The organism is Xanthobacter sp. DMC12 (assembly GCF_056314105.1).
Map to the genome: position 1 here is coordinate 1 of NZ_JBQUYZ010000010.1, position 25,987 is coordinate 25,987.

Below are 25,987 nucleotides of genomic sequence, written 5' to 3' on the forward strand. Positions count from 1 at the left end.
CGCTCCGCGTCGCATGACCCGAGGCCGGCCTCAATTGCGGGGCCGGCCTGCCAAACGGCAACCCAACGAGAGCGAGATTGCGAAATGAGCTTGGCCCAACCGCAAAGCGTTGCTGAAATCAAGGCGCGGAACAAGGAACTCGTCGCGGAAGTCCTCAAGGTTTATCCCGAGAAGACCGCGAAGCGCCGCGCGAAGCACCTCAACGTCCACGAGTCCGGCAAGTCCGACTGCGGCGTGAAGTCGAACATCAAGTCCATCCCGGGCGTGATGACGATCCGCGGCTGCGCGTACGCTGGCTCCAAGGGCGTGGTGTGGGGTCCCATCAAGGACATGATCCACATCTCCCACGGCCCGGTGGGCTGCGGCCAGTACAGCTGGGCCGCCCGCCGCAACTACTACATCGGCACGACCGGCATCGACACCTTCGTGACGATGCAGTTCACCTCGGACTTCCAGGAAAAGGACATCGTCTTCGGCGGCGACAAGAAGCTCGCCAAGATCATGGACGAAATCCAGGAACTGTTCCCGCTCAACAACGGCATCACCGTCCAGTCCGAGTGCCCCATCGGTCTCATCGGCGACGACATCGAGGCCGTGTCCAAGTCGAAGTCCAAGGAATACGACGGCAAGACCATCGTTCCCGTCCGCTGCGAAGGTTTCCGCGGCGTGTCGCAGTCCCTCGGCCACCACATCGCCAACGACGCGGTGCGTGACTGGGTGTTCGACAAGCTGGACCCGAACAAGGCTCCCCCGTTCGAGCCGTCGCCCTATGACGTTGCCATCATCGGCGACTACAACATCGGTGGCGATGCCTGGTCCTCCCGTATCCTCCTTGAGGAGATGGGCCTGCGCGTGATCGCCCAGTGGTCGGGCGACGGTTCGCTCGCCGAGCTCGAGAACACCCCCCGGGCGAAGCTGAACGTGCTGCACTGCTACCGTTCCATGAACTACATCTCCCGCCACATGGAAGAGAAGTTCGGGATTCCGTGGTGCGAGTACAACTTCTTCGGCCCCTCCAAGATCGCGGAGTCGCTGCGCAAGATCGCCGCATACTTCGACGACAAGATCAAGGAAGGCGCCGAGCGCGTCATCGCCAAGTATGCGCCCCTCATGGACGCGGTGATCGCCAAGTATCGTCCGCGCCTCGAGGGCAAGACCGTCATGCTGTACGTGGGCGGCCTGCGTCCCCGTCACGTGATCGGCGCCTACGAAGATCTCGGCATGGAAGTGGTGGGCACGGGTTACGAGTTCGCCCACAACGACGACTATCAGCGCACCGCCCAGCACTACGTCAAGGATGGCACGCTCATCTATGACGACGTGACCGGCTACGAGTTCGAGAAGTTCGTCGAGAAGGTCCAGCCGGACCTGGTCGGCTCGGGCATCAAGGAAAAGTACGTCTTCCAGAAGATGGGCGTGCCGTTCCGCCAGATGCACTCCTGGGACTACTCGGGCCCGTACCACGGCTACGATGGCTTCGCCATCTTCGCCCGCGACATGGACATGGCCATCAATTCCCCCGTCTGGAAGATGACCAAGGCTCCGTGGAAGCAGGCTCCCGGCCAGGCTGGGCTGCTCGCCGCCGAGTGAGGCGGGTTTTCGAGCGCCTGAACCAGACGCCCCTCCCTTCGCGGGGAGGGGCACCCGGGACGGGCTCCCATATTTGACCCACATATTAGGGGTTCGAGATGCCACAGAATGCAGATAACGTGCTCGATCACTTCGAGCTGTTCCGCGGTCCCGAGTACCAGCAGATGCTGGCCAACAAGAAGAAGATGTTCGAGAACCCCCGCGATCCCGCCGAAGTCGAGCGCATTCGCGAGTGGGCCAAGACTCCCGAGTACAAGGAAAAGAACTTCGCCCGCGAGGCCCTGACGGTGAACCCGGCCAAGGCCTGCCAGCCGCTCGGCGCGGTGTTCGTGGCGGTCGGCTTCGAGCACACGATCCCGTTCGTGCACGGCTCCCAGGGCTGCGTCGCCTACTACCGCTCGCACCTGTCCCGTCACTTCAAGGAGCCCAGCTCCTGCGTGTCCTCTTCCATGACGGAAGACGCGGCGGTGTTCGGCGGCCTCAACAACATGATTGACGGCCTCGCCAACACCTACAGCATGTACAAGCCCAAGATGATCGCCGTCTCCACCACCTGCATGGCGGAAGTGATCGGCGATGACCTCAACGCCTTCATCAAGACGGCGAAGGAAAAGGGCTCGGTTCCGCAGGAGTACGACGTCCCCTTCGCCCACACCCCGGCCTTCGTCGGCAGCCATGTCACCGGCTACGACAATGCCATCAAGGGCGTGCTGGAGCACTTCTGGGACGGCAAGGCCGGCACCGCCCCCAAGCTGGAGCGCGCGCCGAACGAGAAGATCAACTTCATCGGCGGCTTCGACGGCTACACCGTCGGCAACCTGCGTGAAGTCAAGCGCATCTTCGGCCTGATGGGCGTGGACTACACCATCCTCGGCGACAATTCGGAAGTCTTCGACACGCCGACCGACGGCGAGTTCCGCATGTACGACGGCGGCACCACCCTGGAGGAGGCGGCCAACGCCGTCCACGCCAAGGCCACCATCTCCATGCAGGAATACTGCACCGAGAAGACCCTGCCGTTCATCGGCAACCACGGCCAGGAAGTCGTCGCCTTCAACCACCCGGTTGGCGTGAAGGGCACCGACGAGTTCCTCATGGCGATCTCGCGGATCTCCGGCAAGGAAATCCCCGAGGAGCTCGCCAAGGAGCGCGGCCGCCTGGTCGACGCCATCGCCGACTCGAACGCCCATATCCACGGCAAGAAGTTCGCCATCTACGGCGATCCCGACCTCTGCCTGGGCCTCGCCGGCTTCCTGCTGGAGCTCGGCGCCGAGCCCACCCACGTCCTTGCCACCAACGGCAACCAGAAGTGGGCGGACAAGGTTCAGCGGCTGTTCGATAGCTCGCCGTTCGGCCAGAACTGCAACGTCTATCCCGGCCGCGACCTCTGGCACATGCGCTCCCTGCTCTTCACCGAGCCGGTGGACTTCCTGATCGGCAACACCTACGGCAAGTATCTCGAGCGCGACACGGGCACCCCGCTGATCCGCATCGGCTTCCCGGTGTTCGACCGTCACCACCACCACCGCCGTCCGGTGTGGGGCTATCAGGGCGGCATGAACGTCCTGATCACCATCCTCGACAAGATCTTCGACACCATCGATCAGAACACGATCGTGCCCGCGAAGACCGACTATTCGTTCGACATCATCCGTTGATCGCATAGGTGAAGTGATCGATCCGGCCCGGGGCCCCGCCCGGGCCGGCCCGACAGGGAGAGTGAAGTCCGCCCCCAGTTGATGCCCGCTCCCATGTGATGTTCGCGCCCGCGATCTTTGCACAGCCCGTCCGCCGAAGGAGAGATCCATGAGCTCGGTTTCCGCCACGATCCAGCAAGTGTTCAACGAGCCCGGCTGCGCGAAGAACCAGAACAAATCGGAGGCGGAAAAGAAGAAGGGGTGCACGAAGCAGCTTCAGCCTGGCGGCGCCGCCGGCGGCTGCGCCTTCGATGGCGCCAAGATCGCCCTTCAGCCGCTGACCGATGTCGCGCACCTGGTGCATGGCCCCATTGCCTGCGAGGGCAACAGCTGGGACAACCGCGGCGCGCGCTCTTCCGGCTCCCAGATCTGGCGTACCGGCTTCACGACCGACATCAATGAGACGGACGTGGTGTTCGGCGGCGAGAAGCGCCTGTTCAAGTCCATCAAGGAAATCATCGAGAAGTACGACCCGCCGGCCGTCTTCGTCTACCAGACCTGCGTGCCCGCCATGATCGGCGACGACATCGACGCGGTCTGCAAGGCGGCGAAGGAAAAGTTCGGGAAGCCGGTGATCCCGATCAATTCGCCCGGCTTCGTGGGCCCGAAGAACCTCGGTAACAAGCTGGCGGGCGAGGCCATCCTCGACCATGTCATCGGCACCGAGGAGCCGGAGTACACGACGCCGTACGACATCAACATCATCGGCGAATACAATCTCTCCGGCGAGCTGTGGCAGGTGAAGCCGTTGCTCGACGAGCTGGGCATCCGCATCCTCGCCTGCATCTCCGGCGACGGCCGCTACAAGGATGTCGCCTCCTCCCACCGCGCCAAGGCGGCGATGATGGTGTGCTCCAAGGCCATGATCAACGTGGCCCGCAAGATGGAGGAGCGCTACGACATTCCCTTCTTCGAGGGCTCCTTCTACGGCATCCAGGACTCCTCGGATTCGCTGCGCGAGATCGCCCGCATGCTCATCGAGCGCGGCGCCGATGCCGAGCTCATGGACCGCACCGAGGCGCTGATCGAGCGCGAGGAGGCGAAGGCCTGGGCGGCGATCGCCAAGTTCAAGGACCGCTTCAAGGGCAAGAAGGTCCTGCTCATCACCGGCGGCGTGAAGTCCTGGTCGGTGGTCGCGGCGCTGCAGGAGGCCGGCCTCGAGCTGGTCGGCACCTCGGTCAAGAAGTCCACCAAGGAGGACAAGGAGCGCATCAAGGAGCTCATGGGGCAGGACGCCCACATGATCGACGACATGACGCCCCGCGAAATGTACAAGATGCTGAAGGACGCGAAGGCCGACATCATGCTTTCGGGCGGCCGCTCGCAGTTCATCGCGCTCAAGGCCGCCATGCCCTGGCTCGACATCAACCAGGAGCGCCACCACGCCTATATGGGCTACGTCGGCATGGTGAAGCTCGTCGAGGAGATCGACAAGGCGCTCTACAACCCCATCTGGGAGCAGGTGCGCAAGCCCGCCCCGTGGGACAATCCGGCCAACAATTGGCAGAACCGCGCCATCGCCCAGATGGAGGCCGAGGCCGCCGCCCTCGCCGCCGATCCGGTTGCTGCCGAGAAGGCGCGCCGCGCCAAGAAGATCTGCAATTGCAAGAGCGTGGACCTCGGCACCATCGAGGACGCCATCAAGGCCCACGCCCTCACCACGGTCGAGGGCGTGAAGACCCACACCAACGCCTCCGGCGGCTGCGGCGCCTGCTCGGGCCGCATCGAGGACATCTTCGAGGCGCTCGGCGTGGCGGAGCCGGTGCCGGCTGATCCGGTGCTCGCGGAGGCCGCCCGCCGCGCCAAGAAGGTCTGCAACTGCAAGAGCGTCACCGTCGGCGCCATCGAGGATGCGGTCGCCGCCGGCGCCGCGAACCTCGCCCAGGTGACGGCCCGCACCGAGGCCGGCTCCGGCTGCGGGAAGTGCGGCGAGCGCATCGAGGACATGCTGGACGAACTCGTCGCCCCGCTCGGCACGCCGGCCGCCCTCGTGGCCGCCGAGTAGGAGGGCGCGATGGCCAAGTTCGTCCAGGGCAAGAAGAGCTGCGCGGTCAATCCGCTGAAGATGAGCCAGCCCATCGGCGGCGCGCTCGCCTTCATGGGGCTCCGGGGTGCTATGCCGCTGCTCCACGGCTCGCAGGGTTGCACCTCGTTCGGCCTCGTGCTGTTCGTGCGGCACTTCAAGGAGGCGATCCCGCTCCAGACCACGGCCATGAGCGAGGTCGCCACGGTTCTGGGCGGCTACGACAATGTCGAGCAGGCCATTCTCAATATCTACAACCGCACCAAGCCCGAGATCATCGGCATCTGCTCCACCGGCGTCACCGAGACCAAGGGCGACGACGTGGACGGTTACATCAAGATGGTGCGGGACAAGTATCCGCAGCTTGCCGACTTCCCGATGGTCTATGTGTCCACGCCGGATTTCAAGGACGCCTTCCAAGACGGCTGGGAAAAGACGGTCGCCAAGATCGTCGAGGTGCTGGTGAAGAAGCCGGAGCCGGATGCGCCCAAAAATCCGAAGCGCATCAACGTGCTGCCCGGATGCCACCTGCAGCCCGGCGATCTTGATGAGCTGCGCTGCATCCTGGAGGATTTCGGTCTTCAGCCCTCCTTCCTGCCGGACCTCGCCGGCTCGCTCGACGGCCACATCCCGGACGACTTCACGCCCACCACCATCGGTGGCATCGGTGTGGACGAGATCGCAACCATGGGCGAGGCGGCCTGGACCATCGCCATCGGCACGCAGATGAAGGCGGCGGCCGAGGCGATGCAGAAGAAGACGGGCACGCCCTATCGGCTGTTCGAGCGTCTCTGCGGGCTTGGGCCGAACGACGAATTCTTCATGTTCCTGAGCGAGATCTCGGGCCGCGAGGTGCCGCGCCGCTATCGCCGCCAGCGGGGCCAGCTGGTGGATGCTATGCTGGATGCGCATTTCCATCTCGGCGGCCGCAAGCTCGCCATGGGCGCCGAGCCGGATCTTCTGTTCGATGTCGCCTCCGCTCTGCACGAGATGGGCACCCACATCACCGCCGCCGTCACCACGACCCAATCGCCGGTGTTCGAGAAGCTGCCGTGCGACGAGGTGCTGCTGGGCGATCTCGAGGATCTGGAGACGCTGGCGAAGGAGCGCGGCTGCGACCTGCTGCTGACCCATTCCCACGGCCGCCAGGCGGCGGACCGGCTCAACATCCCCTTCTATCGCATCGGCATTCCCATGTTCGACCGCATCGGCTCCGGCCACAAGATGACGGTGGGCTATCGCGGCACGCGCGACCTCATGTTCACGCTGGCCAACATGTGCATCGCCGACCACGAGCAGAATCACGACGCGACGCCCGATACGTGGAAGAACCCGTGGGACGGCGATGGCCACGGCCATGGTGCGCCCCATGCAGCCACCCCCGCCGGCGCGCCCGATCTTGGACCCACACCCAGCACCGCCCACCACTGAAGTCCGCAAGGACCGAGACCGCGAGAGAGGCGAGCCTTCCATGAAAGTCGCATTCGCAACCCAGGATCTCAAAAGGGTCGATGCCCATTTCGGCTGGGCGAAGAACATCGCCATCTATGAAGTGGGCCCGGAAGGCCACCACTTCGTCGAGGCCATCGAGTTCGACGGCGACCTGAAGGAAGACGGCAACGAGGACAAGCTGGCGCCGAAGATCGATGCGATCAAGGACTGCGCTATCCTCTACGTGGCCGCCATCGGCGGCTCCGGTGCCGCCCGCGTGGTCGCCAACAACATTCACCCCATGAAGGTCAACCAGCCCGAGGAGATCACAGATCTCATCGGCAAGCTGGAGGTGGTTCTTCAGGGCAATCCGCCCCCGTGGCTGCGCAAGGTCATGTCGAAGGGCCAGGAGCGCAAGTTCGATTTCGACGAGTGAGGGATAGTCATGGCCGAAGCAGCGCAAGTCATCGAGCCGTCGCAGGCCGCTGACTCCCCGTTCATCAAGGAACTCATCAAGGTCTGGCGCGCCCAGGACACCCACGGCGCGTGGGAAGGCAAGGCCGATCTCGACCTGATCGAGCCCTATATTGTCGACAAGGAGGCGCGCCGTGCGCTCCCTCTCATCGGCGATCCCGATCCCGAGACCATCTGGCGGCTGGAGCTGTTCTTCAACGCGATCTGCCTGATGATCGAGAAGGAGACGCGGGTGATGATCTCGCCCATGCTCAAGATGAGCCACGAAGGCTTCGGCCGCATGGTGCTCATCGGCGGCCGGCTGATCGTCGTCAACAAACAGCTGCGCGACGTCCACCGCTTCGGCTTCGACAATCTCGGCAAGCTCGCCGAAGAGGGCACGAAGTTCGTCCAGCAGGGCGTGGACATGATCAACAAGTTCCCCGAAGTGGCGAAATACTGACCAGATCCAGGGTGTACCCATGAGCGACGTGGACGAACTCAAGGCCGAGATCAAGAAGCTGTCCGCCAAGGCGACGCAGTCCAAAATGGACCTCCACGACCTGTCCGAAGAACTCCCGATCAACTGGGAGCAGATCATGGTTGTCGCCAAGAAGGCGCACGACGCCTTCGCCGAACTTGAGAAGAAGCGCGCGGACTTGAAGGGACTCGAGGCCGCCTAGAGTACGCGCCGATCAGGTTGCATGGCAATCTGATCGGATCACGCGTTCTCTTTCTTTAATTTGGAGGGCGATTCACCGAGCGGATCGATTTGATCCGCGCGGATCGCGCTCTGGCATTTTTGAAAGGCGATTTTCAGATGTCTAACGAAACCAGGGATGGTCGAGCCTGGCAGCCGGACTACCTGCTCGACATCGACAAGGACAAGTGCATCGGCTGCGGCCGCTGCTACAAGGTCTGCGGCCGCGACGTGATGACCCTCAAGGGCATCAACGAGGATGGCGAGGTGGTCTCGCTCGATGACGACGAAGACGATGAGGTCGAGAAGAAGGTGATGGTCATGAACGATATCGGCGCCTGCATCGGTTGCGGTGCGTGCGCCCGTGTCTGCCCGGCCAATTGCCAGATCCACGGCCTGGAGAAGGCCGCCGCCTGAGGCGGATGCGCCGGAGTGCGGACCTTTTCGGCCCGCGCGTGCCCTTCAAGGAGTGCCGCCATGCGCGCCGAAGAGGTCTATGACTGGTTGATTGCCTCGTCGTCCTCTTCGGCTGCGGATGCGTTCGACGTCCACGTGGCCGCCTCCGTCATCGGCCTCGCCTTCGCCGAGGCGGAGGAGGAGGGCAGGGACAGGCTCGAGGCCGTGGGCCTCGACCGCGCGGCCTTCCTTGATCTCGCGGCCATCCTGTTTCCGGCCTCAGCCGCGGTGCTGGCCGCGCAGGTCGATCCGCGGGCGATCGAGGTGACGCCTGAAGAGCAGTCGGTGCGCGACATCCTCGGCATCTATTCTTCCGATGCCGGCCGGCTGCAGACGCACTTCATCGCGATGATCGCGCGGCGTTGCCAATCCCCCCACCACCTGTGGCAGGATCTGGGGCTGAGGAGCCGCGCCGAGCTGCGCGAGTTGATGACCCGCCGCTTCGCGCCCCTCGCCCGCAAGAACAGTCAGGACATGAAGTGGAAGAAGTTCCTTTACCGCATGGTCTGCGGATCGGAAGGCTTCACCCTGTGCGCAGCCCCGGTGTGCTCGGACTGCGATGAATTCCAAATCTGCTTCGGCGCCGAAGATGGCGAATCCCGCCTCGCCCGCAATGCCCGGGCAGCTGCCAACGCCAACGATCCGATCGCCCTTCCGGAGGCCGCGGAATAGGCGGTTCCAGACACCTCGCTGATACCAGGAAACGACAAGAGCCCCGGCATGCCGGGGCTCTTGTCGTCTTCACCTCATCCGGATCGCTATCGAGCGTCGGCCCCTCACTCGATGCCTTCGCTGCGTGCCCGCCACATCATGGCGATGCGGAAGCGCTCGTTGATCGCGGCCGGGCTCGCGAGGATCTCGGCCTCGGCCTTCTTGAACGCGGCTTCCACCGCTTCCGCCTCTTCCTTGGTGAGCGTCACCCGGCCGGCGATGTGGGTGGCCTCGGGGTGGACCTCCCAGATCTTGCGGCGGTTGGGATGCATCTTCACCTCGGTGAGGTCGAAGGCTTCGAGTTGGCCGTCGAACAGGATCGCGAGGCCGGAGACCTCGAGCTTGCGGCCGTCGGAAGTGGTCTTGATGAGCGTGGTCGCCATGTTGGTCTCCCGTTGGCTTTCGCCGAATTTCATCCGCGCGCGGCCTTGCCCTCAGCCTTCCGGCGATGCGAGCCAGCTGTAGCCGCCCTGATCCCAGAGCTGGGCCAGGACCTGGTCCGAACTCCAGCCCGGATACTGGGCCCGGACCGTTTCATAGTCGCCGCGGAACCGTTCCGCGTCCTCTCCGGAAATGTCCGCAACCATGCCGTCCGGCTTGAAGCGCAGGACGAAATGGGTCTGGTCGCCGGCGCCGTGCAGCGTGAATTCGTCGCCGTCGCCGAGGAGCGTGAGGTCGTCGGTCGCCATGGCGCTCTCCCGCTCAGGCTGCCGCCGCGATGGGCGTCTCGTCCTTCAGGCCCCATTCGGCCCAGGAGCCGTCGTAGAGCGCGACGTCCGTCTTGCCGATGAGGTAGAGGGCGAGCATGACCACGCAGGCGATGGTGCCGGAGGCGCAGGAGACGACGATCGGCTTGGAGAGGTCGACGCCGGCAGCGGCCAGGCGCGCCTTGATGGCGTCGGGCTGAACCAGCTCGCCGCTCTCCTCGACGATCAGGTCGCCCCAGGGCAGGTTGATGGCTCCGGGGATGTGACCCTTCTTCTTCACCGGGAAGACGTCGTCCTGGCTGCCAGCGAATTTCGCGGGACCGCGCGCATCGATTACCTGCTCTGTGCCTGACACGACATTGGCCAGCATCTGGTCGAGGGAGCGCACAAGCGCGGTATTGAGAACGGCGGTGAAGGTTTTCGGCTCGGGCCGTACCGGCGACATGTCGGACGGGAGCTTCTCCTTCACCCATTTGCCGTAGCCGCCGTCGAGCATGGCGACGTCCTGATAGCCGAAGGTGCGGAACATCCACCACACGCGCGCGGCCGCCGCCCCGCCGCACATGCGGTCGTAGACGATCACCTTGTCGCCGTCGCCGATGCCCAGCAGGCCCACCTTCTTGGCGAACTCCGCGGCCCGCGGCAGCATGTGGGGGAGGGGATTGGTCTTGTCTGCCACGGCGTCGATGTCGAAATGCACCGAGCCCGGCAGATGGCGCCCGCGATACTGGGTGCGCCCGTCCATGTTGGAGCTTTCATGCAGCCAGGTGCAGTCCAGAATCTTCACGTCCGGGGCCGACAGATGGTCCGCCAGCCATTGTGTGCTCACCAGCGGTCCGGGAAGAACGGTGGACATGACGCAAGGCTCTCCTGTGGCTGCGGGACGATGGGCAGGCGGTCGTCACTTCGGGGCGCATCCCGGGGCGCGGCGCCCCGGGACGCAGTCAGATGGCTCAGCGCACCTTGGGCAGGCTGTAGCCCGGACGCGGATGGGCGTCGTAATAGTCGGGGCGCTCGGGCCAGCCGCCCTCGGGATTGACGGTGAACTTGACGACCTTCACCGGGGCGCCGGGCGAGCAGGACACTTCCGCCAGCTTGATCTCGCGTGCGCCGGGGCCGACGGAGAAGTCGGCGACGGTCTTGCCATCGGCGGTCAGCGCGCGGGCGAAGCCGGGAGTGCCGACTTCAGACGCCTTCACGGCCGCATCGACGAAGCTCGGCACTTCCGAGCCGTCCTCGGAAGGCGTGCCGAAAGCCGGGGTGGCAAAGGTGAAGGCGGCGAGCTTGCCGCTCCGGTCCACGGCGTGGTCGGCGCTCACCGGGCGGGCGACGGAATAGAAGGTCAGGGTGCCGCCCGCGAGGGCTGCCTTGATGTCGTCGAGCGAGGACGACGCGAATTCGGACGCGACGAGCATTTCCAATCTCCGGGGCACAAACGGTCAAACGAACTGTCCCTCAAGGGGATCAAGTTTCGTGCCAGCCGCCGACGGGGTGGTGTGCGACGCCTTTCGCCCGCCGTGCAGGCGTCCCGAAACCTCTGTGCTGGCAGGGGTTCGCCGCCGACGCGGGAAAGGGGAGGCGGCGGAGACGACGCAGCCGGCGGGGAATGCCATGTCGGAAATCCGTCGCGCCACGCGGGAAATCCGACGCTGCCGAGGTGGGCGATCCCACAGGGTGGGGCGTGAAGAAGGCCGTGCCTGCTTCCTGAGAGCGGTCGGATGGCCCGCGCGCCTATATTTTCCGGGACTGTGCGCGAATCTTGCAAGGGCTCCAATCAGCAAGATTTGCGAGGACTGTTCCATGCTGGATACGGCGATCATCGGCGGCGGGCTCTGCGGGCTCGCGCTGGCGCGGCAGTTCAAGAAGCAGGACCGCAGCTTCACCCTGTTCGAGGCGCGCCCGAGGCTCGGCGGGCGCATCCTGTCGGCGGTGGCCTCCAGCAACGGTGCGGCGTTCGATCTCGGCCCCACCTGGTTCTGGCCCGACACCCAGCCCTTGATCGCCGCCTTTGTCGCGGAACTCGGCCTGGCGTCCTTTCCCCAGCACGATGAAGGCACCGTGCTGCACCTCACCGAGGCCGACAAGACCCCCCAGGGCTTCGCGCAGGAAGTTCACGGCGGTGCGCGCCGGGTGGCGGGCGGCATGGCGCGCCTGGTCTCGGTTCTGGCCGAGAGCGTCGGTGAGGATCAGTTTCGCCTCAACCATGTGCTCCACAGCGTGGAGGACAAGGGCGACCACGTGGTCCTGACATTCCGGGTGGACGACGCCTTCTTCATCGTCGAGGCGCGCCATGTGGTGGTGGCGCTGCCGCCGCGCCTCGTCGCCGAGACGGTGCGCTTCATTCCGGAACTCGACAGCGCGACCTTCGAGGCCATGGGCGCCGCGCCCACCTGGATGGCGCAGCAGGCCAAGGTGGTGATGGCCTATCCGTCCGCCTTCTGGCGGGTCGCCGGCCAGTCGGGCAACGCCTTCGTCACCCATGAGCAGGCGGTGGTCGGCGAGATCTTCGACGCCTGCGACGTGACTGGCGCCAAGGCGGCCCTCGGCGGCTTCCTGAGCTTTCCTCCCGATCTGCGCGAGGCCTTCGCCGATGGCCTGTCGCTGCTGATGGACAGCCAGATGATGCAGGTGTTCGGTTCGGCGGCCGAAGGCGGAGAGCAGCTTTATCAGGACTGGGCGGGCGAGGCCTTCACCTGTTCGGCCCGCGACAAGGCGGAGCCGCGGGGCGAGCACGTCGCCTTCTCCAATCCGCTCCTGCGGCGTCCCCTGTGGGACGGGCGGCTCCATCTCGGCAGCTCCGAGACGGCGACGCAGGGCGCCGGCTACCTCGAGGGCGCACTGGAGGCGGCGCGCCGCATCGACCGTGCCCTGTCGCGGGAGCGGGCGGAGGAGGCGGGCATCGCCATTCCCGAAGGCCTGCCGGTGAATGCCGCCAGTCTTGCGCGGTTCGCCAACTGGGTGGCCGGCCAGAACGATGTGGCGTTCGAGGCCTATCGCATCCGCCTCAACCGTGCGCTCGCCAGCCAGGATCGCGAGCAGCTCACCCAGCGGGCCATGCTGGGGGCGATCGAGGACATTTATGAGCGCGCGGCAGATCTCATCGAGACCCTGCCCTTCGACATGGCCGACGTGCCGGTGGAAAAAGGCCGCTCGGCCCTGATGAGCGACGTGCAGCTGCCGTTCCGCGACTTCATCCAGACGCTGCTGGACGACGTTGTCGCGTTCAACCGCACCTCTTGTGCGCTTTCCAACTTCCCCGGCGAGCATCACCTCTCGCGCGATTATGTGCAGACCATCCTGCGCGACGTCGCCGCCGCCTGGCGCGACTTCTGCCTCGCCGCCAACCGGCGCCTGCTGGCGAAGGCCGAGGCCGGCGCCCCCCTTCCCTCCGGTGCCGCCAGCGGCCCGGTCCTGACGCGTGCATCGTGAACGAGGATCAGATGGAACCGACCGTCATCGACAACGAGGCCCCACAGGATGCCCTCCCGGACGAGGCGGCCGCCGTCGCCTACGTCATCTGCTCCATGAGCGACATCCCCAGCCAGCGGGCGCGGGGCTTCGAGCTGATGCAGGTGGCGGAGGACGGCACCGAGCAGCCGTTCAAGATCGTGGTGGTGCGCTGGGGCCGGCAGGTGTTCGGCTATATCAACCGCTGCCCGCACGACCAGGTGCAGCTGGACTGGGAGCGTAACCAGTTCCTCGATCCCAACGGCATCCGCCTGATGTGCGGCAAGCACGGCGCCCTGTTCGAGCTTGGCACCGGCGTGTGCCTGGAAGGGCCGTGCAAGGGCAAGAGCCTCATCCCTGTTGCCCTCACCGTGCTCGACAACGACATCTGCGTGACCGGCGTGACGCTGGCCGAGGAGATCGATGACGACGACGAGGAGGAGATCACCTCCTGCTCGGACGAGGGCGGGGGCGTCTGAGGGCGCTGACGGTCGCAATAAAAATGGCCGGGCTTGCCCGGCCATTTTCTTGTGTCGCGACGTGCCGCTGAAGACCATCCTGCGCGCCACCCGGCCTCGCCGGGCGGTGCGGGGACGCGCTCGGGTCAGACCGGGCGGTTCTCGTTGCGGTTCTTCACCGGCTCCATGATGGAGACGCCCTTCTCATAGGTGATGATCTCGTAGTCCTCATGCCACGCCGCGGCGGCGTCGAGCACCACGTCGGTCTTGCCGCCGGTGTCCATCTTCTTGATGTCGTTCTTGTCGATGGAGAGGAGGTCGGTCATCTCCTTCCACACGGTGCTCTCGTCGCAGGGCAGCACGTAAAACGTCTTGCCGTTGTGCGTGACGCGGTACTTCGCCAAGAGGTCGATGTTGTTGCAGAACAGGAAATACTTGCCGTCGGGCGCCAGCGCGTCGCCGAGCACGTCGACCACGTCGGAGAGGAAGGCGAAGTTCTGCAGATAGCCGGCGAGCACCGGAATGGTGGGCTTGCCTTCCTCGGCGAAGGTCAGCACCTGCTCCATGGTGTATTCCGGTGGGCGCTTTTCGTCGGCGACCTGCTGCTGGAACTTCAGCGCAATGTCGCCACGGAAATCAAAGCGGCCCGGCTTGGTGGGCTGCTTGAGCACGGCATTCAGGAGTCGCCCCTCTTTATCCAGCCGGCCCAGGGGGGTGTTCTCGATCGCGGTCATCAAAAAGGTCTCCGGTTCAGCACACGACTGTTCAGACGGGTCTCGGGTTCAACACGGGCGCGACCGGCATGCGCGTCCCGGACAGGAGAATCCGGGGCCGGCGTGCCGCCCTTCGCCGAAGGTGTTCGGCGTGCCACCCGCGCAGGGGCAGGCGCTGCGCTTCATGCAAGCCCTTTGCCGCTTCGTCCTCCGTCCGCGCCGAAAGCGCGTCATCGCGACAATCAGCCCCCATGCGGACGTCGGCCGAGGGCATCCGGCGGGGCCCGCCAAGCCCGGAAGGGCGTGGAAACGCGGGGCTTGCGGGCCGATGGCCGGTCCCCGCGGCGGGCGGGCGCTTCGCGGGTTCTCCGCGCCCCATCTGGCCGGCAACAGCGGCTCGCGCGCTTGTCCGAAACCGGACACGCGTCGCAAAGGCAACAGCTTCGATCCTGAAAATCGAAAGAAATCAGTTCGTTGCTGTCTGGCATGAGGATTGCTGATGTCCTGCCAGACCAGTCTTTCAAGCGAAGGTCGAGCAATGATCAATTTGACCGACAGCGCACTTCATGCGGTCCGCGACGCGATCCATGATGCCGATCAGCCCGTCAGCGGCCTGCGCATCATGGTCGAGACCGGCGGCTGCGCCGGCTACCAGTACAAGATGGGCCTCGTCAGCGACGCCGAGCCCGACGACACCGTGGTCGAGCGCGAGGGCGTTCGCGTCTTCGTCGACAACAAGAGCCACGAGCTGCTCGCCGGCACCACCATCGATTTCGTGGTGGCCCTGGAGGGCTCCGGCTTCACCTTCGAGAACCCGAACGCCACCTCCAGCTGCTCCTGCGGCAAATCCTTCGGCTGACCGCCATCCGCGCGCCGTCCTCTGACGGGCGGCAGACCAGAGAACACAGAGAGGATATTGCGATGTTGGCCGAGACCGAAGCGTCCGCCCCGCTCAGCCGTGAAGCCCGCCGCGAGGCGATCATCCGCGAGGTGATCGAGGAGATCCGCCCCAACCTCATCCGCGACGGCGGCGACTGCGAGCTGGTGGAGATCGACGGAACCAAGGTCATGGTGAAGATGACCGGCGCCTGCGTGTTCTGCAAGCTGGCGAGCGAGACCATCGAGGGCATCCAGTCCAAGATCGTGGAGCGGCTTGGTGAACTGATCCGGCTGATCCCCGTCGCCGGTGCGCAGAACAAGCCGCTGGTGAGCCTGAAGGGCCCGGGCCCCGCATTGTCCGCCGCGCCGAAGCCCGGTGCGCCGAAGCCTGCCGCAGCGGCCCCGGCGGTTCCCGCCCCGGCGACGCCGGCTCCCATCCGCTGACGGCTGCCCACACAGCAAGACGCCGCAGCAGATCCGAGGGGTGAGTGCCGTGCGCCCGGTCTATCTCGACAACAACGCGACGACGCGCACCGACCCCGCCGTCGTCGCGGCGATGCTGCCGTTCTTCTCGGAGCATTTCGGCAACGCCTCGTCCACCCACGCCTTCGGCGAGCACGTGGGCGAGGCGCTGAAGAAGGCCCGCAAGCAATTGCAGGGCCTCCTCGGCGCTCAGTTCGACCACGAGATCATCTACACCTCGGGCGGAACGGAATCCGACAACGCTGCCATCCTCTCCGCGCTGGAGACCCAGGAGGGGCGGGACGAGATCGTCACCACCACGGTGGAGCACCCGGCGGTGCTCACCCTCGTCGCCCATCTGGAAAAGACGCGCGGCATCAAGGTCCACCTCATCGGCGTGGACGGCCAGGGCCGGCTCGACCTCGATGCCTTCGCCGCGGCGCTGTCGCCGAAGACGGCGCTGGTTTCCGTCATGTGGGCCAACAACGAGACGGGCACGCTGTTTCCGGTGGCCGACCTGGCGCGGCAGGCCCATGGGGTGGGAGCGCTGTTCCACACGGACGCGGTGCAGGCGGTGGGCAAGGTCGCCATCGATCTCAAGTCCACGGAGATCGACATGCTATCGCTCTCCGGACACAAGCTGCACGGCCCCAAGGGCATCGGCGCGCTCTATGTCCGCAAGGGCGTGAAGTTCCGTCCGCTGGTGCGCGGCGGCCATCAGGAGCGCGGGCGGCGCGGCGGCACGGAGAACGTGCCCGGCATCATCGGCCTTGGCGCTGCCGCCGAGCTCGCCCTCGCCCACATGGAGGAGGAGCGCACCCGCGTGAAGGCGCTGCGCGACCGGCTGGAGCAGGGCATCCTGCAGCAGGTCAGCCATACCCTCCTCAACGGCGACGGCGACAACCGCCTGCCCAACACCGCCAATGTGGCGTTCGAGTATCTCGACGGCGAGGCGGTGCTCCACAATCTCAACAAGGCCGGCGTCGCGGCCTCCACCGGCTCGGCCTGCACCTCCGGCTCGACCGAGCCTTCCCATGTTCTGCGGGCCATGAACCTGCCTGCAAGCGCGCTGCATGGTGCGCTCCGCCTGTCTCTCTCGCGCGAGAATACGAGCGAGGACGTGGACCGCGTGCTTGAGGTTCTGCCCGACATCGTGGCCCGCCTGCGTGCCATGTCGCCGGCCTGGACGGCGGCCACGGGCGGTGCCTCTGCCGTCGCCGATCATGTCTGACCGCGGCCATGCCGAGCGCCGACGCTCGGTGCCACTCACTTTCGTGCTCCGTGCGGTGCCCCGCGCCCGGCGCGCATCACCAGCGTCCCCGTTCGGGCTTCGGTCCTGCCGGGTCACAGCGGCGAGTAAAGCCCGATCAAGGAGCCAATAAATGAAAGTCATGATTCGCCGTTCCCCGGAAATCGGCCTGTCCATCTACGTCCCCAAGAAGGACCTGGAGGAGCCGATCGTCGAGTTCGAGCACGAGTCCCTGTGGGGTGGCTGGATCAAGATCGCCAACGGCTGGGTGCTCGACCTGCCCGAGATGGCCGAGGGCACCACCCTGCCCATCACCGTCAACGCAAAGAAGCGTGGCGAGGAGGAGTGAGCTGAGATGAACATTTCCGTCGCCAATATCGAGACGCTGAAGCTCGCCGACGCCGAAGCCGTCCTGAAGGACGTGGCGGCGGAGCTGCGCGCCGACAAGGTCGTGCCCTACCTCGGGCCCGGCCTTCTCGCCCTCGGGACGCCCCCCATCCCGGTGACGCCGGAAGATCTTTCGGTCTTCTTCGGCACCAAGGTGGCCCTGCCCAAGCGCGCCAAGGGCAATTGCTGGGCTGCGGCCCAGCACATCGAGAGCATGAAGCACCGCAACACCGTCTCCGCCCTCATGGCGGAAGCGTTTGGGCCTGAAGTGCCGCCGCTGCCGTTCCACACCTTCCTCGCGGGTCTGCCCCTCGCGCTGATCGTGGACACCTGGTACGACGGCTCGATGCGGGCAGCCCTCGCCGGCCGCTCGGACTGGGGCGAGGCGCAGGGCATCACCCGCGCCGGCATCGGCGAGGACCGCTGGTATCGTTTCTACGATCCGGCCGGCGCCGAGAGCGACCGCGCCACCGCCGAGGGCTGGAAGACCGTGCTCTACAAGCCGCACGGCAGCGCGACCCCGGCGAAAAACTGGCTGATCTCCGACGCGGACTATGTCGAGGTCCTCACCGAGATCGACATCCAGACCCCCATCCCGGACGTGGTGAAGAACCGCCGCACCGAGCGCAGCTTCCTGTTTCTCGGCTGTCGCTTCCACGACCAGATGCTGCGCACCTACGCACGGCAGATCGCCAAGCGGTCGCGCGCGCCGCACTTCGCCATCGTGGACGAGGCGACGCTCACCAAGAACGAGCTGCGCTTCCTGCTCGGCCACGCCATCACGCCCATCGCCATGCCGTTGCCGAAGGCGCTCGACGTCATCATGTCGGCCTGACGCGGACTGCGCCTGCGGGCGAGAGATCGAAGGGGAGCATGTCCGACGCCGGGCATGCTCCCCTTGCTTTTGCTGGGTCGGCTATCCGCGCGGCCTGCGGCGCAAGGCCCTTCCGGCCTCGCATTGATCTCGATCAAAAGCGCGGCGGACCATGCCACAATTCGACTGCGGAGCATGTAACTTTTCCAACATGTCCGTCGTGTCGGGGCTCGATGTTGACAAGCCGACAGCGTGTTTTTCGGTCTGTAATTCATTGAAATATCGACACGATTTCTCCGTCGCCGCGCTGGCACGGCTGTTGCTCCTCACAGGGCCAAGGATTTATCGGGATCCTGCTGCAAGCGAGGAGCAGATAGATGCACGCGTCGACACAGCAAGAAAACGCGGTTGGCATGAACGCCGTCGGAATGGACGAGAAGCTGGCCGAGGTCATGCAGGCCAAGGCCGAGCACCAGGGCTGCGGCACCTCGGGTGGTTCGGGCAAGGCGAGCTGCGGCTCGTCGGCCGGCCAGGGCGACCTGCCCACCGAGATCTGGGAGAAGGTGAAGAACCATCCCTGCTACAGTGAAGAAGCCCACCACCACTATGCGCGTATGCATGTTGCCGTTGCCCCGGCGTGCAACATCCAGTGCAACTACTGCAATCGCAAGTATGACTGCGCCAACGAGAGCCGCCCCGGTGTGGTCTCGGAGAAGCTGACGCCCGAGCAGGCCGCGAAGAAGGTGCTGGCGGTGGCCTCCACCATTCCGCAGATGACCGTGCTCGGCATCGCCGGCCCCGGCGACCCGCTCGCCAATCCGGAAAAGACCTTCAAGACCTTCGAGCTGATCGCCCGCACCGCGCCGGACATCAAGCTCTGCCTGTCCACCAACGGCCTCGCCCTGCCGGACCACGTGGACACCATCGCCGGCTTCAACGTGGACCACGTGACCATCACCATCAACATGGTGGACCCCGAGGTCGGCGCGAAGATCTATCCCTGGGTGTTCTGGAAGCACAAGCGCTACACCGGCTATGAGGCGGCCAAGCTCCTCACTGACCGGCAGATGCTCGGCCTCGAGATGCTCACCGAGCGCGGCATCCTGTGCAAGGTGAACTCGGTGATGATCCCGGGCATCAATGACAAGCACCTCGTGGAGGTGAACCGCGCCGTGAAGTCGCGTGGCGCGTTCCTGCACAACATCATGCCGCTCATCTCCTCCCCCGAGCACGGCACCGTGTTCGGCCTCAACGGCCAGCGTGGCCCCACCGCCCAGGAGCTCAAGGCGCTCCAGGACGAGTGCGAGGGCGAGATGAACATGATGCGCCACTGCCGCCAGTGCCGCGCCGACGCCGTGGGCCTCCTCGGCGAGGACCGCTCCGCCGAGTTCACCACCGACAAGATCATGGCCATGGAGGTCAATTACGACCTCGACAGCCGCAAGGCCTACCAGGCCCTCGTCGAGGAAGAGCGCGTCGCCAAGGTGGCGGCGAAGCAGGAGGAGCTGGAGGCTCTCGCCGGCGAGCAGAGCGACATCAAGCTGCTCACCGCCGTCGCCACCAAGGGCTCGGGCCTGATTAACGAGCACTTCGGCCACGCCAAGGAGTTCCAGGTGTGGGAACTCTCCACGGCGGGCGCCAAGTTCGTCGGCCATCGCCGCGTCGACCTGTACTGCCAGGGCGGCTATGGCGAGGAGGACAGCCTTGAGACCATCATCCGCGCCATCAACGACTGCCATGCGGTGTTCGTGGCGAAGATCGGCGGTTGCCCGAAGGCGGACCTCATCAAGGCCGGCATCGAGCCCGTCGACACCTTCGCGCACGAGTTCATCGAGAAGTCGGCGATCACCTGGTTCAAGGAATATCTGAACAAGGTGAAGACCGGCGAGGTCGTCCACACCGTCCGCGGCGACGCCGAGATCCGGCAGGGCGCGCTCATCAACGCGGCCTGACCTGCGAAGTAAAGGAGCATCGCCATGACCCTCAAAATCGTCGCGTCGCAGTGCACGAGCTGCTCGGCCTGTGAGCCGGAATGTCCCAACGTGGCCATTTCGGAGAAGAACGGGACGTTCGTGATCGATCCGAAGAAGTGCACCGAGTGCATCGGCCACTTCGACGTGCCGCAGTGCGCGGCGGTCTGCCCGGTGGACGATACGTGCGTGATCGACAACGCGTATCCCCGCTATCAGCCCACCGCCTGAGGAGCTGCGCGATGAACTTCACCATGACCCGCTCCGCCGCCCGCTTCATGCGCATGATGATCATGGCGGACGGCGGTCCCACCGCCGGCTTCCGCATGCATGTGACGCCCGGCGGATGCTCCGGTCTCAACGCCGACATCTCCGTGCTGCCCGAACCGCAGCCCGGCGATGTGGTGGTGGAAAAGGACGGGGTGAAGCTGTTCCTGCCGGCGGAAAGCCGCCTGCTGCTCGATGGCGTGACCATCGACTTCACCGACACGGCCGCCAAGACCGGGCTCGTCTTCAACGATCCCAAGGCGACCACCTGCTCCTCCCACGCCCACTGAGGCGGGGAAGGGCAGCGTCATCCGACGATCATCCGGGGCGGCCTTGCTGCCCCGGATCTTCCGGGCCGGATTTCCACCGGCATCAGGACGGAACGAAGACAGGGGATGGAGGGGATGGAGGGTTCCGCGCAGGTCTTTGGCGAGCCCGACGTCCTCACTCCAGAAGCGCTTCTTGCGAGCGCAGTAATGGGCGGAGGGTTGCCGGAAGACGCACAGTTTCACCTGTGGGAAGCCGGTCTCTCCTACCAGCAGGACGAGGTGGCCGAAGCGCATCTGCGCAAGGCGGAGGCCATCGCGCCCGGCCATGCGGCGGTGCTGATCGGCCTCTACCGTTTCTACTTCTACAAGGGCCGCCTCAGGGAATGCCTGGGGGTGGCGCGGGAATGCCTCGCCAAGGCGCAGCGGGAGACCAACCTCCCGGCCGACTGGCGGGAGGTGCGGGCGGAAGATGCGGAATTCTCCCGCTACGACCGCCTGATGCCGCGCTTCTTCCTGTTCACACTGAAGGGCTACGCCTACCTCAACATGCGCCTCGGCAATCTCGACGAGGGGCGCGCCGCGGTGATGAAGCTGCTCGAGCTCGATCCGTCCGACAAGATCGGCGCGAAGCTCTTGCTCGACGTGCTGAACAGAGCGGGGCAGGACGATGAAGACTGACGACGACATCGAGGATGCCAAGACCTGGCTCGGCGAAGACGTAGACTGCCGGAGCTGCGCCCATGCGGGCGACCTCCTGCCGGTGGGCAAGTGCCAGTTGCGGCGCGCCTGCGTGAACGACCGCTACGCCCGGCGCATCGACCGCTTCTTCAACTGGAACCCGGCGCTCGCCAATTCCTACGTGCGCCACGAACATTTCGAGGTCCGCGCCATCGCGGCGAAGCACGCCGACGTGTTCTTCCTGAAGCCGCTCCTCAACGATCCCGAGGAGACGGTACGCTGGAACGCCGCGCGCCGTCTGCCCAAGCGGCTCATTCTGCCTCTGCGCAACGATCCCCATCGCGAGGTGCGCATTCGCATCGTCTCGCTGCTGGAGGACGCGGAACTCGCGCCCATGTTGGCGGATGACGATTACTACGTGCGCCTCGTAGTGGCGCGGCGCATCGCGCCGCCGCTGCTCTCCCGCCTCGTGGACGATCCCGAGCCCGAGGTGCGCAAGGTGGTGGCCCAGCGGCTGCCGGCGGAATGGCTGATGTGCATGGCCGGCGACCGCAGCGCCGCCGTCCGCCTGGAAGTGGCGCAGCGCCTCGCCCCGGACCTCCTGCCGGCGCTTGCCGCCGATGCGGACTGGCGGGTGCGCTACGAGGTTGCCGGCCGGGTGGCGCCGTCCCAGCTCGCCCGGTTCCTGGAAGATGACGACGAGTTCGTGCGCGAGGTCGCCCGCTCCCGCATCGAGGCGGGCGGGCAGCTCTTGAGGGAGATGCCGCTATGAGCAACATCGTCCGTGACAGCGACGTGGTGGAGATTTCCGAGCCGCCTTACTTCAATTTCGGCGAGAAGGTGAAGGCGAAGCGGGTCATCCGCAACGACGGAACCTATGCCGGCAAGGAGATCGGCGAGATTCTCGCGAAGAAGGGCGAGATCGGCTACGTGGTTTCCATCGGTACCTTCCTGCAGCAGTTCTACATCTATGGCGTCGAGTTCACCGAGAGCGGCAACCGCGTCGGCATGAAGCGCAAGGAACTGGAAAGCGCCATTCCGCGCGAAGAACAGGATATCCCCCTGCCCCCCGCCCCCGGAGTTTGACGGCCATGATGCTCGAACCGCGCCTGCCCAAGTATGATTGGGGCATGAAGGTGAAGACCCTCATCGATCTCTACAATGACGGGTCCTATCCCGACATGCCGGAGGAGGGGCTGCTCGTCGGCGTCGGCACCGTCGGCGAGATCGTGCAGGTGGGCCAGCATACGGACACGAACACCCCCATCTACCTGATCGAGTTCAACGAGCGCCTGGTGGTGGGCTGCCTCGAAGAAGAGATCCAGCCGCTCTGATCCTCCGCCGCGCGGCGCCGGCCGCGCGCGCCACACAGCCGTGAGAGATAGGACGATGAGGCTGCCCGCTCATCCGAACGATCTCGACAGGAAGCGCATCGAGCGCGCCATAAGGGCGCGCAAGCGCTATCGCTATGTCACGCCGCGGGTCGTGGCCACCGAAGGTGGCTACCGGATCGAGAGCGCGTGCTGCTCGCGCAACATTGACCCCGAGGGCGGGGTCGTCGACATCGCCTTGATGATCTTCGATCCGGAGCAGGCCGCCTGGCAGCTGTTCCGCAAGAACCACGGCAAGCGCCTCTGGGAGCTCGACAGTATTCACGAGCGTCTGAAGGAATTGCTGGAGCTTCTGAACGACGACACCGAACGTCGATTTTGGCAGTGATCCAAACTGGCAATGATCCTGCATGGCATGGGACGGACCGCGACAAAGCCGCCGGTCGTGTCTCATTCCGGTACGGGAGAGTAAGGTTATGGCCCTGAGCGACAGCGACCTCGCCGAGATCGAGAAGGTGCTCACCGCCGAAGACTTGGCTGGCCCGGTCTTCGCCGAGCTGCGCAAGCGCTTTCCGGCCCTCTCCTGGACCCAGTGCGACGCCTCCGACGTCACCGAGGCGCCGTTCCGGACCTATCCCAAGTACGACGTCCATCTGCTCGATGCTGCGGATCACTGCGCCCATGTCACCTCTGATCCCGGCGCCGCCACCGGCGTGATCCTCGCACGGCGGAGCGCGTGATGAGCGACGCGGATTTCCTGGACGATTTCGACCTCGGGGAAGGCGAGGGCGGCGAGGCCACCACCATCCTCCTGTCGGATCCCGACATCACCGTCATCGAGCTGCAGGCCGTGGCCGAGGCCATGCAGGCGCCGCGCCTCTCCAGCGGTCCTCTGGCGGAGCAGTTCGAGGCGGAGTTCGCGGCCTATCTCGGCCGCAAATATGCCGTCGCGGTGCCGAGCGGCACTCTCGGCCTGCTCTATACGCTGAAGGCCTACGGCATCGGGTCGGGGGACGAGGTGATCGCCTCGCCCTATTCCTTCCGCGAGACGGTCCACGCCATCAGCCTGTCCGGCGCGCGCCCGGTGTTCGCAGATATCGACTATTGGGCGGGAACCCTAGTGCCGGCCAAGGCCGAGGCCAAGATCACCGACAAGACGAAAGCCATCGTCGCCGGCAACACCAACGGCCATCCGGCGCCCTGGACCGATTTCCAGGACCTGGCCCGCAGGCACAAGCTGGCGCTGATCGAGGATTCCACCGAGGCCATCGGCTCGCGCTACAAGGGCGCGCTGGTGGGGACGTTCGGCGACACGTCCGTGTTCGATTTCTCACAGCCCTTCCCCATCGTGTGCGGCGAGGGCGGCATGGTGGTGACGGACGACATCGACGTCGCCGTGGCGCTGCGGCGCTTCCGCTCCCACAAGCTGGAGGAGCGGTCCTCCGTCGTGGTCAGCATGAGCGCGCCCTTCCAAGGCGCCATGAGCGACATCACCGCCGCGCTGGGCCTCACCCAGCTGCACCGGCTCGAGGAGATCCTCGAGCAGCGGCGCACGGTGGAGCACCTCTACCAGAAGTACGTCCAGTCCTTCGAGGGCATCAAGGACCCTTTCATCGGGCCGGACGTGACGGAGGTGAACTGGTTCCTCTACGTGGTCCATCTCGGCACCCGTTTCTCCAAGTCGAGCCGCGATTCCATCGTCGAGGATCTGAAGGTGGAGAAAGTCGAATCCGCCGGCTACAGCACGCCGCTGCACGTGCAGCGGCACTATTTCGACCTCGGCTATCGCCGGGGCGACTTCCTCGTGACGGAGAAGGTGGCCGACCGCGCCGTGGCGCTGCCGTTCCACACCCACCTGAGCGAGGAGGAGATCGAGTTCATCGTGGCAACGATGAAGGATGCCTCGGTCAACGTAGGGGCGGGCGCCGCCATCTACTGAAGCGCAACAAGATCGCACCCCAAACACGAAGACGAAACGACAGGAGCAGTTGATGTCCACGGTTACGTTGAAGGTCCTCCCCATGGGCAAGACCATTGAAGTCGCGGAAGGCACGAACCTCCTCGAGGCGCTCATCACCGTCGAGCCGGGGCTCGCCGACCGTCAGAAGAGCGACAAGGATGGCAGCGCGTCCCACGTGTTCGTGCAGGAAGGCCGCAAGGGTCTCTCCAAGACCACCAAGGAGGAGAACGAGAGCCTCGACGCGATCGTCGGTGTCGGCTCCAAGTCCCGCCTCGCCAAGCACGTGACCGTGCTCGGCACCGAGAACGTGACCATCGAGCTGCTCGGCGAGTTCTCGGGCTTCTGAGTGCGGCGGCGCTCCCGCGGGAGCGCCCGGACCTTCGGCGGCGGGAAGGGCGGAGCCTTCCTGTCGCGACTAGAGACAAGGCTTCCGGTGGCACGCTGCCGGAAGTTCAACAAAAAGCGTGCCGGGTAATCAAGTCGTCGTGCGTGGCTGGCGTGGAACGTAGGTTTCGCTCCCGGCCCGCGCCAGTGAAGAACGTTGAGAGGAGAGATGAAATGAGCGACGAAGCAGTCATCGTTCACGCCCGCTTTGCGGCCAACGGAACCATCGCCGAGATCAGCGAGCGTCCCCAGGGTCTCAACCCGCAGGAATGGTTCGACTTCCTGTCCTACCGAGTTCCGCTCACCTATCAGGCTTTGGCCGGCGGTCGCGGCGTATTTCGCCTGACGCGGGCCGATGTGGACGCCTTCAAGGTCGAGGCGACCACCAAGGCGGCGTGAGACACGCCGGACGTATCGCGCGTTTGTGTTTGCGGAATACTTGAGGGCCGATCAGTTCATCCGGCCCGGTGTGTTTTCAATATCGTTCCATAATGCAGCAGAAGGGCCCGGATGCTCTCGCGTCCGGGCCCTTTTTTTGTGGGTTTGCCCGTCAGGCGGTGACGGCGACGCCCTTGTCGGCCAGGAGCTGGGTCAGCTCGCCGGCCTGGAACATCTCGCGGACGATGTCGCAGCCGCCGACAAACTCGCCCTTGATGTAGAGCTGGGGAATGGTCGGCCAGTTGGAATAGGCCTTGATGCCCTCGCGCACCATCGGGTCCTGCAGCACGTCGACGGCGCGATAGGGCACGCCGACGCCGGCGAGGACCTGCACGACAGCGGCCGAAAAGCCGCACTGGGGGGCGGCGGGAATGCCCTTCATGAACAGGACCACATCGCTGGAGGCGATAATGTCTTCGATACGTTCGGCAGTGGTGGCCATGACAATCTCCTGATCGAAACGTGCGGATGAAAACTGAAACTGAAATTGATCCGAGCCCGGCGCGGCGCGCT

34 protein-coding genes are annotated in these 25,987 nt (G+C 65.3%); 28 read left to right on the top strand and 6 right to left on the bottom strand.

The window, feature by feature from the left end; translation table 11 throughout:
• Positions 1 to 84 precede the first annotated feature (84 nt).
• The 9 genes from nifD to ACT535_RS24695 all read left to right on the top strand — a co-directional run bounded on the left by nifD (position 85) and on the right by ACT535_RS24695 (position 9,022).
• On the top strand, positions 85 to 1,590 hold the full coding sequence (nifD, locus tag ACT535_RS24655; RefSeq protein ID WP_168457248.1) for a nitrogenase molybdenum-iron protein alpha chain: 1,506 nt from the start codon (positions 85 to 87) through the stop codon (positions 1,588 to 1,590).
• Positions 1,591 to 1,688: 98 nt separating this feature from the next.
• Positions 1,689 to 3,248 (top strand): nitrogenase molybdenum-iron protein subunit beta, encoded by a 1,560-nt coding sequence (gene nifK / locus ACT535_RS24660; RefSeq protein WP_168457249.1) that lies wholly within the window; start codon positions 1,689 to 1,691, stop codon positions 3,246 to 3,248.
• Between the two features lie 148 nt (positions 3,249 to 3,396).
• Positions 3,397 to 5,292, top strand: coding sequence for a nitrogenase iron-molybdenum cofactor biosynthesis protein NifE (gene nifE / locus ACT535_RS24665; protein ID WP_476366385.1), 1,896 nt, complete (start codon positions 3,397 to 3,399; stop codon positions 5,290 to 5,292).
• Between the two features lie 9 nt (positions 5,293 to 5,301).
• Positions 5,302 to 6,741, top strand: a complete 1,440-nt coding sequence (gene nifN / locus ACT535_RS24670; protein ID WP_476366386.1) for a nitrogenase iron-molybdenum cofactor biosynthesis protein NifN — start codon at positions 5,302 to 5,304, stop codon at positions 6,739 to 6,741.
• Positions 6,742 to 6,781: 40 nt separating this feature from the next.
• The gene (gene nifX / locus ACT535_RS24675; protein WP_168457252.1) at positions 6,782 to 7,177 is read left to right on the top strand and encodes a nitrogen fixation protein NifX; all 396 of its coding nucleotides are present in this window, start codon (positions 6,782 to 6,784) and stop codon (positions 7,175 to 7,177) included.
• 9 nt (positions 7,178 to 7,186) lie between these two features.
• Entirely contained in the window at positions 7,187 to 7,657 is a 471-nt protein-coding gene (locus tag ACT535_RS24680; protein ID WP_168457253.1) for a NifX-associated nitrogen fixation protein, read from the top strand.
• Positions 7,658 to 7,676: 19 nt separating this feature from the next.
• Complete coding sequence (locus ACT535_RS24685) at positions 7,677 to 7,877, top strand: CCE_0567 family metalloprotein (RefSeq protein ID WP_029555930.1); 201 nt, start codon at positions 7,677 to 7,679, stop codon at positions 7,875 to 7,877.
• A 137-nt stretch (positions 7,878 to 8,014) separates the two neighbouring features.
• Entirely contained in the window at positions 8,015 to 8,311 is a 297-nt protein-coding gene (gene fdxB, locus ACT535_RS24690; RefSeq protein WP_476366387.1) for a ferredoxin III, nif-specific, read from the top strand.
• 60 nt (positions 8,312 to 8,371) lie between these two features.
• Positions 8,372 to 9,022, top strand: coding sequence for a nitrogen fixation protein NifQ (locus tag ACT535_RS24695; RefSeq protein ID WP_476366388.1), 651 nt, complete (start codon positions 8,372 to 8,374; stop codon positions 9,020 to 9,022).
• A gap of 104 nt (positions 9,023 to 9,126) precedes the next feature.
• Here ACT535_RS24695 and ACT535_RS24700 read toward each other — a convergent pair whose 3' ends face one another.
• The 4 genes from ACT535_RS24700 to ACT535_RS24715 all read right to left on the bottom strand — a co-directional run bounded on the left by ACT535_RS24700 (position 9,127) and on the right by ACT535_RS24715 (position 11,183).
• Positions 9,127 to 9,444, bottom strand: coding sequence for a hypothetical protein (locus ACT535_RS24700; protein WP_024281063.1), 318 nt, complete (start codon positions 9,442 to 9,444; stop codon positions 9,127 to 9,129).
• A 51-nt stretch (positions 9,445 to 9,495) separates the two neighbouring features.
• Positions 9,496 to 9,750 (bottom strand): hypothetical protein, encoded by a 255-nt coding sequence (locus ACT535_RS24705; RefSeq protein WP_168457256.1) that lies wholly within the window; start codon positions 9,748 to 9,750, stop codon positions 9,496 to 9,498.
• 13 nt (positions 9,751 to 9,763) lie between these two features.
• Complete coding sequence (gene sseA, locus ACT535_RS24710; RefSeq protein WP_476366389.1) at positions 9,764 to 10,624, bottom strand: 3-mercaptopyruvate sulfurtransferase; 861 nt, start codon at positions 10,622 to 10,624, stop codon at positions 9,764 to 9,766.
• A 97-nt stretch (positions 10,625 to 10,721) separates the two neighbouring features.
• Complete coding sequence (locus tag ACT535_RS24715; protein ID WP_168457258.1) at positions 10,722 to 11,183, bottom strand: hypothetical protein; 462 nt, start codon at positions 11,181 to 11,183, stop codon at positions 10,722 to 10,724.
• A 385-nt stretch (positions 11,184 to 11,568) separates the two neighbouring features.
• Between ACT535_RS24715 and ACT535_RS24720 the strand changes: the two genes are divergently transcribed.
• Entirely contained in the window at positions 11,569 to 13,197 is a 1,629-nt protein-coding gene (locus ACT535_RS24720) for an FAD-dependent oxidoreductase (protein ID WP_168457259.1), read from the top strand.
• Positions 13,198 to 13,208: 11 nt separating this feature from the next.
• Positions 13,209 to 13,694 carry a Rieske 2Fe-2S domain-containing protein gene (locus ACT535_RS24725; RefSeq protein ID WP_168457260.1) on the top strand — a complete coding sequence of 162 codons (486 nt, stop codon included), beginning with the start codon at positions 13,209 to 13,211 and terminating at the stop codon, positions 13,692 to 13,694.
• 125 nt (positions 13,695 to 13,819) lie between these two features.
• Here the strand turns inward: ACT535_RS24725 and ACT535_RS24730 are convergent, their stop codons facing one another.
• Entirely contained in the window at positions 13,820 to 14,407 is a 588-nt protein-coding gene (locus ACT535_RS24730) for a hypothetical protein (protein WP_168457261.1), read from the bottom strand.
• Positions 14,408 to 14,924: 517 nt separating this feature from the next.
• On the opposite strand from ACT535_RS24730, the gene ACT535_RS24735 reads away from it, so the two are divergent.
• From ACT535_RS24735 to ACT535_RS24815, 17 genes are all read left to right on the top strand, one after another.
• Positions 14,925 to 15,245, top strand: a complete 321-nt coding sequence (locus tag ACT535_RS24735) for a HesB/IscA family protein (protein ID WP_024281056.1) — start codon at positions 14,925 to 14,927, stop codon at positions 15,243 to 15,245.
• Positions 15,246 to 15,307: 62 nt separating this feature from the next.
• The gene (locus ACT535_RS24740; protein WP_168457262.1) at positions 15,308 to 15,709 is read left to right on the top strand and encodes a NifU family protein; all 402 of its coding nucleotides are present in this window, start codon (positions 15,308 to 15,310) and stop codon (positions 15,707 to 15,709) included.
• Positions 15,710 to 15,758: 49 nt separating this feature from the next.
• The gene (nifS, locus tag ACT535_RS24745; protein ID WP_476366403.1) at positions 15,759 to 16,958 is read left to right on the top strand and encodes a cysteine desulfurase NifS; all 1,200 of its coding nucleotides are present in this window, start codon (positions 15,759 to 15,761) and stop codon (positions 16,956 to 16,958) included.
• A gap of 151 nt (positions 16,959 to 17,109) precedes the next feature.
• Positions 17,110 to 17,325 (top strand): putative nitrogen fixation protein NifT, encoded by a 216-nt coding sequence (gene nifT / locus ACT535_RS24750; protein WP_024281053.1) that lies wholly within the window; start codon positions 17,110 to 17,112, stop codon positions 17,323 to 17,325.
• 6 nt (positions 17,326 to 17,331) lie between these two features.
• On the top strand, positions 17,332 to 18,198 hold the full coding sequence (locus tag ACT535_RS24755) for an SIR2 family NAD-dependent protein deacylase (protein ID WP_476366390.1): 867 nt from the start codon (positions 17,332 to 17,334) through the stop codon (positions 18,196 to 18,198).
• A gap of 356 nt (positions 18,199 to 18,554) precedes the next feature.
• Entirely contained in the window at positions 18,555 to 20,129 is a 1,575-nt protein-coding gene (gene nifB, locus ACT535_RS24760) for a nitrogenase cofactor biosynthesis protein NifB (RefSeq protein ID WP_476326504.1), read from the top strand.
• A gap of 24 nt (positions 20,130 to 20,153) precedes the next feature.
• Positions 20,154 to 20,378, top strand: a complete 225-nt coding sequence (locus ACT535_RS24765; RefSeq protein WP_011995790.1) for a 4Fe-4S binding protein — start codon at positions 20,154 to 20,156, stop codon at positions 20,376 to 20,378.
• Positions 20,379 to 20,389: 11 nt separating this feature from the next.
• Positions 20,390 to 20,704, top strand: a complete 315-nt coding sequence (locus tag ACT535_RS24770) for a HesB/IscA family protein (RefSeq protein ID WP_024281049.1) — start codon at positions 20,390 to 20,392, stop codon at positions 20,702 to 20,704.
• A gap of 105 nt (positions 20,705 to 20,809) precedes the next feature.
• Positions 20,810 to 21,361 (top strand): hypothetical protein, encoded by a 552-nt coding sequence (locus ACT535_RS24775; protein WP_476366391.1) that lies wholly within the window; start codon positions 20,810 to 20,812, stop codon positions 21,359 to 21,361.
• Positions 21,351 to 22,133, top strand: a complete 783-nt coding sequence (locus ACT535_RS24780; RefSeq protein WP_476366392.1) for a 4Fe4S-binding leucine-rich repeat protein — start codon at positions 21,351 to 21,353, stop codon at positions 22,131 to 22,133. Before ACT535_RS24775 ends, ACT535_RS24780 begins: the two co-directional genes overlap by 11 nt.
• Positions 22,130 to 22,447: a nitrogen fixation protein NifZ gene (locus ACT535_RS24785; RefSeq protein ID WP_168457268.1), complete on the top strand. Its 318-nt coding sequence runs from the start codon at positions 22,130 to 22,132 to the stop codon at positions 22,445 to 22,447. The genes ACT535_RS24780 and ACT535_RS24785 overlap by 4 nt, the downstream gene beginning before the upstream one ends.
• Positions 22,448 to 22,455: 8 nt before the next feature.
• Positions 22,456 to 22,695: a nitrogen fixation protein NifZ gene (locus ACT535_RS24790; protein WP_168457692.1), complete on the top strand. Its 240-nt coding sequence runs from the start codon at positions 22,456 to 22,458 to the stop codon at positions 22,693 to 22,695.
• Between the two features lie 55 nt (positions 22,696 to 22,750).
• The gene (locus ACT535_RS24795) at positions 22,751 to 23,080 is read left to right on the top strand and encodes a DUF3024 domain-containing protein (RefSeq protein ID WP_168457269.1); all 330 of its coding nucleotides are present in this window, start codon (positions 22,751 to 22,753) and stop codon (positions 23,078 to 23,080) included.
• Between the two features lie 88 nt (positions 23,081 to 23,168).
• Complete coding sequence (locus ACT535_RS24800; protein ID WP_168457270.1) at positions 23,169 to 23,432, top strand: DUF6129 family protein; 264 nt, start codon at positions 23,169 to 23,171, stop codon at positions 23,430 to 23,432.
• Positions 23,432 to 24,631: a DegT/DnrJ/EryC1/StrS family aminotransferase gene (locus tag ACT535_RS24805; protein ID WP_476366393.1), complete on the top strand. Its 1,200-nt coding sequence runs from the start codon at positions 23,432 to 23,434 to the stop codon at positions 24,629 to 24,631. The genes ACT535_RS24800 and ACT535_RS24805 overlap by 1 nt, the downstream gene beginning before the upstream one ends.
• A gap of 52 nt (positions 24,632 to 24,683) precedes the next feature.
• Positions 24,684 to 24,998 carry a ferredoxin gene (locus ACT535_RS24810; protein WP_168457272.1) on the top strand — a complete coding sequence of 105 codons (315 nt, stop codon included), beginning with the start codon at positions 24,684 to 24,686 and terminating at the stop codon, positions 24,996 to 24,998.
• Between the two features lie 212 nt (positions 24,999 to 25,210).
• Positions 25,211 to 25,435 carry a hypothetical protein gene (locus tag ACT535_RS24815; protein ID WP_168457273.1) on the top strand — a complete coding sequence of 75 codons (225 nt, stop codon included), beginning with the start codon at positions 25,211 to 25,213 and terminating at the stop codon, positions 25,433 to 25,435.
• A 151-nt stretch (positions 25,436 to 25,586) separates the two neighbouring features.
• Here ACT535_RS24815 and grxD read toward each other — a convergent pair whose 3' ends face one another.
• Complete coding sequence (gene grxD / locus ACT535_RS24820) at positions 25,587 to 25,916, bottom strand: Grx4 family monothiol glutaredoxin (RefSeq protein WP_168457274.1); 330 nt, start codon at positions 25,914 to 25,916, stop codon at positions 25,587 to 25,589.
• Positions 25,917 to 25,987: the final 71 nt, after the last annotated feature.

Coding starts and splice junctions, on each gene's coding strand:
- ACT535_RS24705 (WP_168457256.1), bottom strand. CDS start 9,750: ATGGCGACCGACGACCTCACGCTCCTCGGCGACGGCGACGAATTCACG.
- ACT535_RS24785 (WP_168457268.1), top strand. CDS start 22,130: ATGAGCAACATCGTCCGTGACAGCGACGTGGTGGAGATTTCCGAGCCG.
- ACT535_RS24805 (WP_476366393.1), top strand. CDS start 23,432: ATGAGCGACGCGGATTTCCTGGACGATTTCGACCTCGGGGAAGGCGAG.
- ACT535_RS24725 (WP_168457260.1), top strand. CDS start 13,209: ATGGAACCGACCGTCATCGACAACGAGGCCCCACAGGATGCCCTCCCG.
- ACT535_RS24790 (WP_168457692.1), top strand. CDS start 22,456: ATGCTCGAACCGCGCCTGCCCAAGTATGATTGGGGCATGAAGGTGAAG.
- ACT535_RS24700 (WP_024281063.1), bottom strand. CDS start 9,444: ATGGCGACCACGCTCATCAAGACCACTTCCGACGGCCGCAAGCTCGAG.
- ACT535_RS24795 (WP_168457269.1), top strand. CDS start 22,751: ATGAGGCTGCCCGCTCATCCGAACGATCTCGACAGGAAGCGCATCGAG.
- ACT535_RS24680 (WP_168457253.1), top strand. CDS start 7,187: ATGGCCGAAGCAGCGCAAGTCATCGAGCCGTCGCAGGCCGCTGACTCC.
- ACT535_RS24775 (WP_476366391.1), top strand. CDS start 20,810: ATGGAGGGGATGGAGGGTTCCGCGCAGGTCTTTGGCGAGCCCGACGTC.
- ACT535_RS24765 (WP_011995790.1), top strand. CDS start 20,154: ATGACCCTCAAAATCGTCGCGTCGCAGTGCACGAGCTGCTCGGCCTGT.
- grxD (WP_168457274.1), bottom strand. CDS start 25,916: ATGGCCACCACTGCCGAACGTATCGAAGACATTATCGCCTCCAGCGAT.
- nifD (WP_168457248.1), top strand. CDS start 85: ATGAGCTTGGCCCAACCGCAAAGCGTTGCTGAAATCAAGGCGCGGAAC.
- nifT (WP_024281053.1), top strand. CDS start 17,110: ATGAAAGTCATGATTCGCCGTTCCCCGGAAATCGGCCTGTCCATCTAC.
- ACT535_RS24720 (WP_168457259.1), top strand. CDS start 11,569: ATGCTGGATACGGCGATCATCGGCGGCGGGCTCTGCGGGCTCGCGCTG.
- ACT535_RS24810 (WP_168457272.1), top strand. CDS start 24,684: ATGTCCACGGTTACGTTGAAGGTCCTCCCCATGGGCAAGACCATTGAA.
- nifB (WP_476326504.1), top strand. CDS start 18,555: ATGCACGCGTCGACACAGCAAGAAAACGCGGTTGGCATGAACGCCGTC.
- nifE (WP_476366385.1), top strand. CDS start 3,397: ATGAGCTCGGTTTCCGCCACGATCCAGCAAGTGTTCAACGAGCCCGGC.
- ACT535_RS24695 (WP_476366388.1), top strand. CDS start 8,372: ATGCGCGCCGAAGAGGTCTATGACTGGTTGATTGCCTCGTCGTCCTCT.
- ACT535_RS24780 (WP_476366392.1), top strand. CDS start 21,351: ATGAAGACTGACGACGACATCGAGGATGCCAAGACCTGGCTCGGCGAA.
- ACT535_RS24800 (WP_168457270.1), top strand. CDS start 23,169: ATGGCCCTGAGCGACAGCGACCTCGCCGAGATCGAGAAGGTGCTCACC.
- ACT535_RS24815 (WP_168457273.1), top strand. CDS start 25,211: ATGAGCGACGAAGCAGTCATCGTTCACGCCCGCTTTGCGGCCAACGGA.
- nifK (WP_168457249.1), top strand. CDS start 1,689: ATGCCACAGAATGCAGATAACGTGCTCGATCACTTCGAGCTGTTCCGC.
- ACT535_RS24685 (WP_029555930.1), top strand. CDS start 7,677: ATGAGCGACGTGGACGAACTCAAGGCCGAGATCAAGAAGCTGTCCGCC.
- ACT535_RS24730 (WP_168457261.1), bottom strand. CDS start 14,407: ATGACCGCGATCGAGAACACCCCCCTGGGCCGGCTGGATAAAGAGGGG.
- ACT535_RS24755 (WP_476366390.1), top strand. CDS start 17,332: ATGAACATTTCCGTCGCCAATATCGAGACGCTGAAGCTCGCCGACGCC.
- fdxB (WP_476366387.1), top strand. CDS start 8,015: ATGTCTAACGAAACCAGGGATGGTCGAGCCTGGCAGCCGGACTACCTG.
- ACT535_RS24770 (WP_024281049.1), top strand. CDS start 20,390: ATGAACTTCACCATGACCCGCTCCGCCGCCCGCTTCATGCGCATGATG.
- ACT535_RS24715 (WP_168457258.1), bottom strand. CDS start 11,183: ATGCTCGTCGCGTCCGAATTCGCGTCGTCCTCGCTCGACGACATCAAG.
- sseA (WP_476366389.1), bottom strand. CDS start 10,624: ATGTCCACCGTTCTTCCCGGACCGCTGGTGAGCACACAATGGCTGGCG.
- ACT535_RS24740 (WP_168457262.1), top strand. CDS start 15,308: ATGTTGGCCGAGACCGAAGCGTCCGCCCCGCTCAGCCGTGAAGCCCGC.
- nifX (WP_168457252.1), top strand. CDS start 6,782: ATGAAAGTCGCATTCGCAACCCAGGATCTCAAAAGGGTCGATGCCCAT.
- ACT535_RS24735 (WP_024281056.1), top strand. CDS start 14,925: ATGATCAATTTGACCGACAGCGCACTTCATGCGGTCCGCGACGCGATC.
- nifN (WP_476366386.1), top strand. CDS start 5,302: ATGGCCAAGTTCGTCCAGGGCAAGAAGAGCTGCGCGGTCAATCCGCTG.